Source organism: Streptomyces sp. NPDC031265, from assembly GCF_055570295.1.
The window spans coordinates 36,152-47,475 of sequence record NZ_JBVIHM010000046.1; the positions used below are offsets into that span (position 1 = coordinate 36,152).

Sequence of the window (11,324 nt, forward strand, 5' to 3'; positions counted from 1 at the left end):
CTTCTGGCCGCGGTCGACCGGGTTCGGCCCGGTCAGCGAGCCCCCTTTTCCGCCCGTACGGACGCCGCATCGACAATCGCCGAGGTCCAGTCCAGCCCGCCCCTGGCACCGAGTTCATCCAGGACCGCACGATGCAGGCGACGCCACAGGCCCGCCTCGGTCCACATCGTGAACCGTCGCGCGGTCGCAGGTGACACACCGAACACCGGCGGCAGATGCCTCCAGGTACACCCACTGGTCAGGACGAACACCACCGCCGTAAACACGGCCCGCTCATCCAGCGGAGCCGCCCCGCCGCCCTGCGGAGGGGAGCTGAACGACGGCAGCAACGGGGCGGCCAGTTCCCACAGGCCATCAGGAACCAGCCGCTGCGACAGATCGATACCCACGAACAGCCATGATGCCGCACCTCACACCATCACCACGTGAGACATCCTCTCAGTCTCAGGTCCGTGGCATTTCCTCGGATTCGACGCTGGTGCGAATGCCGCTGATCTGATGTCTCGTAATACCGGCAATCCCCGTTGTCTCATGTGAGAGTCCCACGGGCCGACGACGCTGATAAGCGGTCGGCCCGGGAAGGTGGGGCGCGCCGACCTTGCGGGTTGTGTGTGGTGGTGAGGCGTTGTCAGTTGGGGGACAGGTCTGAGGGGTCGCGGTCTTCCCAGGCCCAGCGTTGGTTGGACGCAGTGGTGCAGGTGGAGGCGCCGGCCTGGGCGCCGTCGCCGGTCTTGTTGCCCAACACTTCGAGGCACCGGCCGGAGTACGAGTTCTTGATGATGATCTGGCCTGGGTTGCTGGCCCAGTAGTTCAGGATCCACGCCTGGGCTGGGTGCGCTCGCGTCCCGCAGTCCCATTCGTGGACGTAGGCGCCGTTGCGGGCGCTGGTGCCGCCGTTCACGTCGAGGCACTTGTTGGACGAGGAACTGACGATGGAGTAGGTGCCATTGCCGTTGGCGCGGAAGTTCCACTTCTGGTTCGCGCTGCCGCGGTCGGTGTAAGTGATGATGTGGGTGCCGTTCTTGGTGCCGCTGCCCTCGACGTCGAGCACCCGGCCGTCGTTGCTGTAGCTGCCGAGGGAGAACTCAGCGGCGGCCCGTAGCGTGGTGAAGTCGACCGGGTAGTGGTCGGGGGACAGGCCGTTCAGCCTCCGCCCTGAGTACCCGTTGACCGCCCGGCTGGCCACCATGTAGTCCAGTTCGCCGCCGTTCTGCTGAGTGGCCTGGTGGCTGCGGTAGATGTAGCTGTTGGCCGGCACCGTGAGGTTGTCGGGGTCGCGGTTGTAGTCGCCCAGCGCGGCCCAGTCGTGACCCCAAGGACGTACTGTCTGGTCGATCGTGTTGAGCAGCCTGGCGTCGTCGTTGCCGCCCATGGCCTGCTGGCGGCGCGACAGCCCGTGCAGGGTAACGAACACCGTCCGTCCGAGGCGCACGCCGAACGCGGCCCGGCTGGTGGCGAACGCCGCCGGGAACATCCACACCCCGTCGGCCTGTTCCTGCGTGACGATGGCCAGGTTGACTCGGTGGCCGGTGGGGTCGGTTTCCATGAAGTAGATGTGGTATGTCTGACCGCGGGAACTGCTACCGGGCCGCCAGGTGTAGTAGTCGACAGCCAGCTGCCCGTCGCGGTAAGTGTTCTGGAACGTGCCCGGCGGGTGCGGGCCGGCTTCCTGCAACGCGACGATGTCGTGGTGTTGAAGCAGCCCCACGATGTCTGAGGTCCACTTGCTCTCGTTGTACGCCGTCCCGCCTTCCATGTTGTAGGTGAGCGGGTGGTGGTCCTCCAGGTTCGCCGCCCAGGTGGGGGCGGTAAATCCGATCAGGATAGCCGCCACGACGGCGGCCACGGCCACCGCGCGCGTGGCCCAGCGATCGGGCCTGCCTCGCCTGTGTGGCTCAGCATGGGGGCCATTGCGTCCGTGCCACCGGGACGACGACATGATCATTCGCACAACCGTTCTCACTTCCGTTCGGGGTTGCGGGTCGTTCACCGTGTCACAAATTACTCATATTGACGCAGATCCGGAAAGAACTTCTCTATCCACCTATCACGACATCTATGCCCAGATCATAGAGACAAACCGCGATCCGTTGAGACGTACGACCTTGTCAGGCGGTGTGCTGGGTGCCGTGTTGAGCCATCTGGGCGGCGGTGAAGGCGTGCGGGCTGTTCTTGTCCCGCAGGAGGGCGTTGGGGGCGCCGACGCTGATGGCGGCGAAGGCCACGGTGCAGACGATCGCGGCGGCCCATTCTTTCTTGGTCAGCGGGCCCTGGTCGTTCACGGCCTTGATATAGGCGGTGCCGACGGCACGTTGAGCAGGAGGAAGGCGAGGAACCCTGGGCTGTACCGAACTCCGCCCGGCCACGACCTCGCCGATCCTCCTGCACGGCGAAGACGAAACCACCTGGCCCATCGTCCGCCTGGCCGCCGCCAATCGGCTGGACACACGACTCGGCCTGGAAGACGTGCTCCAGTTACCCGACGGCACACCGACCGAGACCAACGCCGACCTCATCCACGCGGCACAAGAGATCATCCAGCAGGCATACGGGGAGTTCTGATACCCGACCGCACCATTAGCGGTCTTCCAGGACGACCTGGTGCGGACCCGTCGCGGCTTCCTCGACCGGCGCCGGGCTGACCGACCGCACGACAAGTACCGCGAGCCCACTGAGCAGGAGTGGCACGACTTCCAGCAGCACTTCGAGCTCCGCACGGTGTCACCGGGCACTCGCGGGCGACCCTACGGAACCCCTTGCAAGCACGAGCATGCTTGCATCCGTTGCCCGGTCCTCCAGATCGATCCTCGCCAGCGGCCCCGCCTCCTGGAGATCATCCAGAACCTCCGCGAGCGCATCACGGAGGCCCGCGCGAACGGCTGGCTCGGCGAGGCCCAGGGACTCCAGGTCAGCTTTGACGCTGCGGTGGCCAAGCAACAGCCTCAAGCGGGCTCCGACCGATGGTCGGCCGCAGTTGGTTGACCCTGGCATGCCGGTCTTCACCGACCACGCACCACCTCCCCAGCCAGGACCCGGGAGAGCCTGGACACCGGCCCTGATCCCGTCAAGGAGCGAGTTCGGCTTGGCGAAGACTGCGGAACACCGCGGGGGTCGCCCATCCGCGCAACGTGGCGTGAATCGTCGAGCGGAATGCGGCCTCGGCTGTGGCGGCGTCGAGGGCCCCGGCCAGTTCGAGGGTCACGAGTCCGTGCAGGGTTCCCCAGATCGACAGGGCGATCGACGTTGCTTCGCCGGCGAGGAGGGACGCCGTCAAGGCGCGATCGATCGCCGCGAGGAGCGGACGGATCGGGTCACTGGCACCGGCCTCCCCCGACGGGTCGAAGGACTGCACCCCGCCGAACAGCACCGTGTACAGGTGGCTGTGTCCGCGCCCCCAACGACGGTAGGCGACGGCGAGCGCGTGGAGGTCGGCGAGGGGGTCCGCGGAGGTCTGTACCGCCGACAGTTCCTGGAACAGCCCGGCGACGGCTCTGTCGCGCACCGCACCGATCAGCCCGTCTTTACCGCCGAACAAGGAGTACACCGCCGTCGTCGACGCCTCGGCAGCAGCGGCCACTGCGCGGACCGTGACCGACTCCCGCGGACGGGTGGCGAGCATCTCGGTCGCGCACTCCACAAGCCGCGCTTTGACGGCCTCGTCGTTTGTTCTCGGCCTACCCACGACGAGCAGCCTACCCTCTCTGATAACGTCGTTTTGAAACAGCGTTCTGAAACTGTCGGAGGTCCGCCGTGCCCACGTCTGCCATACGTCTCGTTCGCTTCACCGGACGCTTACTGCTGGCCCTGGCCGCCGTCGCGACGCTGGTCGTCGCCTTTCTCGCACTGATCGCCGGCACAGACGGGGCAGGCTCGGGGCTCGCCGCATGGTTGACGACCCTTGGAGTCGGGACTGCCCTCGCCATGTGGCGGGGTCGGCACCGCACTTGGCCGGCGCGGCTCGTGCCGTTCCTGCCGGTGGTTGTCGCGGCAGCATTGACGGCGTCAGTCTGCATCCCGACCGTGCCGACAGCCCGGCGATACCCGCCCGCCCTGCCCTTCGTGACCACGCAGCACTGGAGCCTGGCCACAGGCAGCCGGGTAGCGGTGTATCACTACCCGCCCGCGAACCCCGGCACCCGGCACCCCCTCCCGCTCGTGTACCTCAACGGCGGACCGGTCCGTGGCATCTCGGTGCTCGACCACCGGTTCCTGCAACTCCTGGCACGCCAGGGCTACGACGTCTACGCCTACGAACAGGCCGGTGGCGGACGAAGCGACCTGCTCCCCATGGGCCAGTACACGATCTCCAGGTCGGTCCGCGACCTCGCAGCCTTCATCGACCGCCTGGACAAGGGAAAGGTCGACATCCTCGGATTCTCCTCAGGCGGGACCGTGCTCACCCGAGCCCTGGCCGACCCGGGCGTCGCCGCACGCTTGCACCGGGCGATCATCGCCGAGCCCGGCCCCATGGACGGCCCCACCGCGCACATCACCGGGCACAAGGGCCGAACGTCCGCGCGCGGACTCGCGCCGGCCGTGTCCGGACCGCGATCGACGCACGTCCCCCGGTACGCCGTGGCATTCGGCCTCATGCGACTCGGGCTCCTCACCCCCGACACCGGACTGATCGGACAGGCCGAAGGCGACAACGCCTTCACCGCCGCGGACCTCGGCAGCGACACCGCATCCGCCTACTGCGCGCGCGACGCGCACCGCATCCCCGCCGAGGACACCGCACAGAACTTCTCCTTCAGCCCCGCCGCCAGCCTCCGCATCCAGCAGACGGTCAAGGACTCGCCCTCCATCGCGTCACAACTGAGGCAGTCCCGGACCCCCGCGATGCTGATGATCGCCGAGTGCTCCTCCCAGGTCCGTCAATGGGCGACCGCCATCCTTGCCGATGACCCCGCCATCCAGCGCACGCAGTACATGCCAGGAGTCGGACACCACATGTGGAACGGTCTGGACGACAACAACGACCGAGCCGCCGCCGTCATCACTGCGTACCTTCAGGACAAACCAGCGCCCCTGCCGAACTCCCCGACCCGCGACGAGATCCCTGCCTTCCTACGCGACCACAAATAAGGACGTTGCGGCCCGTCACCGGCAAAGCGGGCGAAACCTTGAAGCCGCCCGAGCCCTGCGGCGGGTACAGCCAAGGACGACGACCTCTTGACGGTGTCCTCCATGGTGAGGCTGCGAAAACGTTTGTAGCAGCAGATGGCGGCGGCCAGTCCGAGAAAGACCACGTAGTTGGAGGGTTGGCGTTCGTAGTTCCCACCTACCGCCTGTGCCCCACCGCCACCGAACGCGTCCTGTCCTGACCGACCTGAGAAAGGCCATCACCATGAGTGAGACGACCGAATTCCACACCTCCACCGCCCCCGCCGACGTGGTGCGCCGTCAGTACCTCGCCTCCGCGAACGGCGACTTCGAAGCGCTGCGAGCCACCCTGGCCGATGACGTGGAATGGACCGAGATGGCGGGCTTCCCCCTGGCCGGCACCTACCGCACCCCGAGCGGCGTCACCTCCGCCGTCATGGAACAGCTGGGCAAGGACTGGGACGACTGGACCGCCCATGACGACACCTACGTCGTCGACGGCGAGAACGTCGCGGTCCTGGCCCGCTACACCGACACCAACAAGGCCACCGGCAAGGGCATCGACGTACGCGTCGCCCACCACTTCATCGTCCGTGGCGGCCGCATCGTCCGCTTCGAACAATTCGTGGACACCGCCAAAGTCCGCGACGCCATGTCCCCTGAAACCACGGCGCAAGGACCGGACTACACGATCACACTGCCTGAAGGGGCTCGCTCCTGCCCGTCATCGCCCTCCGTCGAGAGCGCAGCTGCGGTGGACAGTTGCTCAGGTGGTGTGCGCGCACGCGATGAGAACGGCGATGTCGCCCTCGGCGCCTGACAACGATCCAGCCGCCCGGGAGCGACACCGGGTCCGGGGCTTCAGGATGCCGCCCCAGCCGCACCGTCCGCCGACAGCTGTGCAGTTCTTGTCTCGGGCGCGGTGCGGGGGCTGGGCACCATGGCCGCCGCCGCGGCGACGGGGTCGAGGTGGGACTGCATGTCCGACTCGAACCGGCTGTAGGGGTTCACGTGCATCCAGAACGGGGACAGGGCCCGCCGGTCGGCGTCGGAGAGCCTCCTCTGCCACTTCTCCTCGCTCAGGATGTCCTGGAGGAGAAGGGTGTTGACGTGCACCGGCGCGGACTGGAGGAGGCGCAGGCGCAGGGCGAGCATGGACACCTCCTGGATCTCCTTGTCCACACTCGTCAGAAACCATCCGCATATCGTTCGGTTGGCTTGATCAGTCGAACTGGGTTGTGGATCGGGTAATCGCTGCGGCGTCGACGCATGAAGTAGCGGCCCCTCGGTAGCTCGAAGTTGCGAAGCTCAAGTACCGAGGAGGCCCCGTTGTGGCAGTTGCGTGACCATGTCTGCCGCGTCCAACTCGCACGTGCCCTCCCGCACCAGTTCGGGGTGGATTCACGGGTGAGCCTGCGGCATACAGGTCGATGCGAGCCGACTGGCGCCGAGGTGTCGAGGACGACGGCGTGGTGCGCCTGGTCACCGTCCGCGGACGCGCCCAGACCGCCCGGCGGACCAGGTGCCCCGGTATCCGTTCCCGCTCAGCGCTCACCGGCCCCGTACCAGCACCGGTGGACCGTCGAGGAGCACAGCCGGTCCCACTGCATGAACCCGCGCGGCCACGCCGATGGCGACTGCACGCACGAGGACATCACCATCTTGGACTTCGTCAAAGGGCGCCCGCAGGCGCCCCGTTCCTGCGACGCGACATCGTGCACATTCCGCGCAAGCTCGATTGAGAGGCTTTGACGTCGCAGGCGGGTCGGGCGCGGTACGGCCGCGTCCACAGATCAACGGCTCCGCCCCGGACTCCCCGCGGTTTCGGGCGCCGCCGGGGACACGCGGCCGGCGCTCTGGCCGAGGGGTGCGGGACGACCAGTGGTCAGACGGCGGCGATGGGCCCCAAGGTCGCCTTGGTGTGCTACATGTTGGTCAGCTTCCGCACGAAGGCGATGGCGAGGACCGCGGCCGCCAGGTTGAGCACGTCGGCGACCAGGATGACGTCGGTGGCGCGCTGGAGGGTGTCCGGGGTGTCGGCGTGGTCTTGCATGGTGGTGCCGAAGCGGTACATCAGCAGGGCCGCGACCCACGTTCCACCACCACGTCGTGATGGGCCGCTCCGAGACCTCGCGCCACGAGCCGTCAGGTGCGGTCTGCGCGCTGGCGGTCCATACCTCGCGGGCGATCGTGAAGGGGATCCACAGGTTTCCGAGGGGATGAACCATCCGCCCACGGCCCAGCCGCGTGTCCGGGTACACACGTCCTGCGTGAAGGCGTCCGAGCGCACCCTCCGGTGTGCATCACCACGGCGGACGAAGAACCCTCACCGGAAGGGAGGCCTCACATCGGCAGATGCCGGGCGAAGAACGACCGTACGAGGTCGCGAACGGCGGGCACGGTGACGCGCGGGTCTCCCCGGCCGACCATGGCGGCGCGTCCGGCGGCGGTCATCAGGCCGGCCTTGTGGAGCTGGGGGACGAGAGCCGCGTAATCGGTGAAGACCCAGTGCGCGGTGTCGTCGAGCTGCCGCCGGGCGACGGGGCCCGCATGGGTGAGGAGGGCTGCCCAGGACCGGTCCAGCCGTGCGTCGCGGAAGCCGTCGGTGCCGGCCAGGAGCAGCGGCCGGTCCGTCCTCTGCCGGGCCACCGGCAACAGTTCGCCGTCCATCTGGTCGAGGTACCCCTCCAGGTTGACGGCGGCGGTGATCCGCCGGTCCTCGTAGAGTGCCTGCGCGGCCGCGGTGCCGCCCGCGGAGTGCCCGTGCGCCGACGGGGCACGGGCCGGTGGGCGCGGGCAGCCGGGACCACGGCTGCGCGACGGAGTCTGGGAATGGCCCCTGACAGGCGTCCCGGGTGTGCGAGAGGTACGGCTCGGCGGGCGCGGACTGATCCTGAGCCCGACCTTCCACTGGCGTCGCGGACCGCTCGTCCAGGACCTTCCGGACCGCCCGGTGGCGCTCGCCTACCCGGCAGGCCGGGGACTGCCGCCCGTCCCGGACAGGGCTGGCCCATCGGACGAGCCCCTCGCGGGAGTCCTCGGGCGCACCCGGCTCGCCCTACTGCGCGCCTTGGACGAACCACCTACAACCACAGGCCTGGCCCGCCGTATCGGCGTCAGCAACGCCACAGCATCCGCCCACGCCTCGGCGCTGCGTGCCGCTGGTCTCCTCACCACCACCCGCACGGGCCGTTCGGTGCACCACGCGCGTACGCCCTTGGCGGAGCTGCTGCTGACCGGTGGTACGGCCGACGGCTGACCCGTGCAGGTGACGCGCTTGCCACACGCCCAGGAGCACACCCTTCCTGTCTGCCCGTCACAGCATCGGGCCGCCCGCCGAGCCGCAGGGCGTCTTGTGTAGCCCCTCTGCCGCACCTCGAACACCCTGAGTGCCGGTCACCTCTCGTGAACGTCTCGTTGTGACCGTCCCAGGACGTGGGTGACGGGCGACACGCCTTGACTTCAACATGGGGAAGCCTCCCAGCCCAACCGGTCCGCGCGCGCCGTTCGCCCCCCTGCGCGGTCAATGAAATTTCAGCATGCTGGCAGGAAATTCCAGGGCACACTCGCTTGGTGACCAGCGGGAAGCGAAAGCATGGAGAGGGGAAGCGTGGAGGATCTGCCGATGTCGGCGACGGAGCCTGAGGGTTGCGTGGTCGTGCGCGTGCTCAGTTACAACATCCGTTCCATGCGCGACGACGTCGCGGCCCTCGCCCGGGTGATCCGGGCCTGCCGCCCCGACGTCGTCTGCGTTCAGGAGGCGCCGCGGTTCTTTGGCTGGCGCAAGGCCGCCGCCCGTCTCGCCCGGTCTTCCGGGCTCGTGTACGTCGCGGGCGGCGCCACCGCCTCCGGCCCCATGATCCTCACCTCGCTCCGCGCCCACGTGGAGCGCACCGAGGACGTCCTGCTGCCCCGCACCCCCGGCCTGCACCAGCGTGGCTTCGCGACCGCCGTGCTGCGCTTCGGCCAAGCCCGCCTCGGCGTGCTCAGCTGCCATTTGAGCATCAACGACCAGGAGCGCTACGAACAGGGACAACTGCTTCTTGAGCGGCTGTCCGCCATGGACGTGCCGCACGCGGTTGCCGCGGGCGACCTCAACGACCGGCCCGACGGCTATACCTTCGGCCTGCTCGCGGGCGCTCTGCAGGACGGCTGGGCGACGAAACCGTGGGGACGGGAGCACACCACCCGGCTCGGCGACCCGCTGCAGCGCATCGACGCCGTCTTCGCCACACAGGGGGTCCAGGTGCTGGGGTGCGGAGTACCGATGGGGCTCCCCGGGGTCTCGGAACGAGACCTGCGAGCAGCCACGGATCACCTGCCAGTGCTGGCCGCTTTGCGCGTATCCCCCACCTAGCTTGATCTTTAACCTGTGCGGCGGGGTTTTGGTTTGGTTGATTTCTTCGTTTGCCGCTTGGGTGGCTGCGGTTTGCGGGGTGTGTGGACGTTGTGGCGGGGTGCGGGGCGGGTGTTCTTCCGGCCCGGTGGCCATCCGGGACCGGGCCGGGAGGGTTTCGGTGCTCGGGCCGGACAGTCGGCCTGTGGGCGGATGTGCCGGAAGTCGCGGCGGACGCGGGCGGGGGTGAGCCGGTCCGGGGAACTGGGCTTCTCCCAGGGCTTGCGCAGGTCGGCTGCGAGTGGGCGGGCGAGCCGGAGTCGGGTGTATGCGGTGAGGATGAGCCAGCTCCAACGGTCGGCGGCTTGCGGGGTGCGGATCTTCGGGGTGGTCCAGCCGAGGGTCTGTTTGAACAGGCGGAAGGTGTGCTCGATGTCGAAGCGTCGTAGGTAGGCCTGCAGAGACGGTCGGTGTCTGCTGGGATGGCGTCGGTGCCGGACCACCACAGCCAGACCGGCTTGGGGGTTGCTCCGCTGGGCAGGTGGTCGGTGTCCAGGCGGATCACCGTTCCCTCAATGACGGGGAGGGTGCCGTCGGCTGCGGCCCAGGAGGAACGGTGGGTGAGCCTGGGGTGGAGCCGGTCCCAGGAGCGTGCGGTGGCCATGCCGTGGAGGCGGGTGTCGGTGACAGTCTGGGCGTCCGGGGTGCCCCAGGTGTCGGGCTGTCCGAAAACGAACTCCCCTCCGTGCCGGGGTGGCCGGCCCATGGTGTGCGGCTGGCGTCGTGGGACAGTCCTGCGCAGGACGCGGTCCGAGCGCATCCGAGCCAGCACCTGCACGGGTAGATCCTTCAGGAGAAACGCGAGGCGGGGTGCGTCGTATCCGGCGTCCGCGACGACGAGGATGTCGGGGTCGTTTTCTTGCCACTGCCCGGAGGCGATCAACCGCCGGAGAAGGTCGCGCAGTCGCCGGGCGGTGACGGTGACGGTGGCGGTGTCATCGCCGGGTGCCAGACGGGTCGCGTCCAGCGGTGCGGTCCATGAGCTGCGGCCGGGTTCAAGCGCGCAGATGATCGAGTAGGGCCAGCCGGGAACCGGGATGTGCTGGTCTTTGCCCCGGCCGTAGGTATGGCACAAGATCCGTTCCGGTGAGGTGTGTGCGTCGGGCCGTAGCCAGCAGGTGATATCGACAGCCAGGACCAGCCCGCCGTCGTCGGATCGCGGCAGTGGTACTTCGGCCAGTGCCCGCCGCAGTCAGCCGGTATCGATGCGTCCACGGGCCAGAGCGGCGTAGAGCCCTCCGTGGCCGCGGCGGTGTTCGCCCACCAGCGACAGCTCGGGCAGTGATCTCACCGCCCCGTCACCGCACAGAACCACATCTGCCAGCTCGAACAAAGCGTCCGAACGAGCTGTCAGGCAGGAGTAGACCTCGCCCCGGAAGCATGACAGTTCCGTCAATGCCTCCACCGGGCATCGCGATGCAGCAGACTCATTCTCACGGCCTACGTGCTGAATGTGTGTGTTCCTTGGTCGGATCACATGTTCAGCCGAAGGCCGCTTCCACGTCTGCCGGATACCGAACCGAGTGACCCAGTTCGACGTGCCATTCGACGCCCGACGTTAAAGATCAAGCTAGCTGCGGTGTCGCCCGGGCTGGACACAGGGAACGCGCTGAGCTGCTGGTGCAGCTCGGGGTGGTGGCGGTGATGGGGCTGCCGAATCTGCGGCTGCCCCGGGTGGTCAGCTGAGACGCGGATGGTAGGCCGAGCGCTGAGTGGGACCGGCCGCGCCCGGTACGGCAGGAGAGCCCGATACGGCAGCAGGGGGGGGGGGGGGGGGGTGGGGTTGGTGGGTGACCCCCCCCCGGTGTTCCGCCCTGCTTCGTTG

Annotated in this window: 12 protein-coding genes and 4 pseudogenes; 5 read left to right on the forward strand and 11 right to left on the reverse strand. The window is 68.2% G+C overall.

What is annotated here, in order from left to right:
• Positions 1 to 32: 32 nt before the first annotated feature.
• The 3 genes from ACZ499_RS37945 to ACZ499_RS37955 all read right to left on the reverse strand — a co-directional run bounded on the left by ACZ499_RS37945 (position 33) and on the right by ACZ499_RS37955 (position 2,282).
• Positions 33 to 389: a transposase gene (locus ACZ499_RS37945; protein WP_468681473.1), complete on the reverse strand. Its 357-nt coding sequence runs from the start codon at positions 387 to 389 to the stop codon at positions 33 to 35.
• A gap of 239 nt (positions 390 to 628) precedes the next feature.
• Positions 629 to 1,846 carry an RICIN domain-containing protein gene (locus tag ACZ499_RS37950; protein ID WP_468681475.1) on the reverse strand — a complete coding sequence of 406 codons (1,218 nt, stop codon included), beginning with the start codon at positions 1,844 to 1,846 and terminating at the stop codon, positions 629 to 631.
• Between the two features lie 262 nt (positions 1,847 to 2,108).
• Entirely contained in the window at positions 2,109 to 2,282 is a 174-nt protein-coding gene (locus tag ACZ499_RS37955) for a hypothetical protein (RefSeq protein ID WP_468681476.1), read from the reverse strand.
• A 100-nt stretch (positions 2,283 to 2,382) separates the two neighbouring features.
• Between ACZ499_RS37955 and ACZ499_RS37960 the strand changes: the two genes are divergently transcribed.
• On the forward strand, positions 2,383 to 2,562 hold the full coding sequence (locus tag ACZ499_RS37960) for a 3-keto-5-aminohexanoate cleavage protein (protein ID WP_468681491.1): 180 nt from the start codon (positions 2,383 to 2,385) through the stop codon (positions 2,560 to 2,562).
• 15 nt (positions 2,563 to 2,577) lie between these two features.
• Here ACZ499_RS37960 and ACZ499_RS37965 read toward each other — a convergent pair whose 3' ends face one another.
• Together ACZ499_RS37965 and ACZ499_RS37970 are read right to left on the reverse strand one after the other, a co-directional pair.
• Entirely contained in the window at positions 2,578 to 2,703 is a 126-nt protein-coding gene (locus ACZ499_RS37965; RefSeq protein WP_468681478.1) for a hypothetical protein, read from the reverse strand.
• A 361-nt stretch (positions 2,704 to 3,064) separates the two neighbouring features.
• The gene (locus tag ACZ499_RS37970; RefSeq protein ID WP_468681480.1) at positions 3,065 to 3,682 is read right to left on the reverse strand and encodes a TetR/AcrR family transcriptional regulator; all 618 of its coding nucleotides are present in this window, start codon (positions 3,680 to 3,682) and stop codon (positions 3,065 to 3,067) included.
• A gap of 377 nt (positions 3,683 to 4,059) precedes the next feature.
• Here ACZ499_RS37970 and ACZ499_RS37975 point away from each other — a divergent pair, with 377 nt between their 5' ends.
• Entirely contained in the window at positions 4,060 to 5,085 is a 1,026-nt protein-coding gene (locus ACZ499_RS37975) for an alpha/beta fold hydrolase (protein WP_468681482.1), read from the forward strand.
• Positions 5,086 to 5,189: 104 nt separating this feature from the next.
• Here the strand turns inward: ACZ499_RS37975 and ACZ499_RS37980 are convergent.
• Positions 5,190 to 5,276: pseudogene (locus ACZ499_RS37980) on the reverse strand (IS5/IS1182 family transposase); the annotation flags it as partial.
• 71 nt (positions 5,277 to 5,347) lie between these two features.
• On the opposite strand from ACZ499_RS37980, the pseudogene ACZ499_RS37985 reads away from it, so the two are divergent.
• Positions 5,348 to 5,761 (forward strand): annotated as a pseudogene (locus ACZ499_RS37985) (nuclear transport factor 2 family protein); the annotation flags it as partial.
• 203 nt (positions 5,762 to 5,964) lie between these two features.
• Here ACZ499_RS37985 and ACZ499_RS37990 read toward each other — a convergent pair.
• The 4 genes and pseudogenes from ACZ499_RS37990 to ACZ499_RS38005 all read right to left on the reverse strand — a co-directional run bounded on the left by ACZ499_RS37990 (position 5,965) and on the right by ACZ499_RS38005 (position 7,773).
• Positions 5,965 to 6,285 carry a Tn3 family transposase gene (locus ACZ499_RS37990; protein ID WP_468681484.1) on the reverse strand — a complete coding sequence of 107 codons (321 nt, stop codon included), beginning with the start codon at positions 6,283 to 6,285 and terminating at the stop codon, positions 5,965 to 5,967.
• 742 nt (positions 6,286 to 7,027) lie between these two features.
• Positions 7,028 to 7,156 carry a hypothetical protein gene (locus tag ACZ499_RS37995; RefSeq protein ID WP_468681494.1) on the reverse strand — a complete coding sequence of 43 codons (129 nt, stop codon included), beginning with the start codon at positions 7,154 to 7,156 and terminating at the stop codon, positions 7,028 to 7,030.
• Between the two features lie 55 nt (positions 7,157 to 7,211).
• Positions 7,212 to 7,331 (reverse strand): annotated as a pseudogene (locus ACZ499_RS38000) (DUF4328 domain-containing protein); the annotation flags it as partial.
• 115 nt (positions 7,332 to 7,446) lie between these two features.
• Positions 7,447 to 7,773: a hypothetical protein gene (locus ACZ499_RS38005; RefSeq protein WP_468681486.1), complete on the reverse strand. Its 327-nt coding sequence runs from the start codon at positions 7,771 to 7,773 to the stop codon at positions 7,447 to 7,449.
• A 187-nt stretch (positions 7,774 to 7,960) separates the two neighbouring features.
• Here ACZ499_RS38005 and ACZ499_RS38010 point away from each other — a divergent pair, with 187 nt between their 5' ends.
• On the forward strand, positions 7,961 to 8,362 hold the full coding sequence (locus ACZ499_RS38010) for an ArsR/SmtB family transcription factor (RefSeq protein ID WP_468681488.1): 402 nt from the start codon (positions 7,961 to 7,963) through the stop codon (positions 8,360 to 8,362).
• Positions 8,363 to 8,698: 336 nt separating this feature from the next.
• Positions 8,699 to 9,460 (forward strand): endonuclease/exonuclease/phosphatase family protein, encoded by a 762-nt coding sequence (locus ACZ499_RS38015; RefSeq protein ID WP_468681489.1) that lies wholly within the window; start codon positions 8,699 to 8,701, stop codon positions 9,458 to 9,460.
• Positions 9,461 to 9,468: 8 nt separating this feature from the next.
• On the opposite strand, the pseudogene ACZ499_RS38020 reads toward ACZ499_RS38015, so the two are convergent.
• Positions 9,469 to 10,930 (reverse strand): annotated as a pseudogene (locus ACZ499_RS38020) (NF041680 family putative transposase).
• Positions 10,931 to 11,324 lie beyond the last annotated feature (394 nt).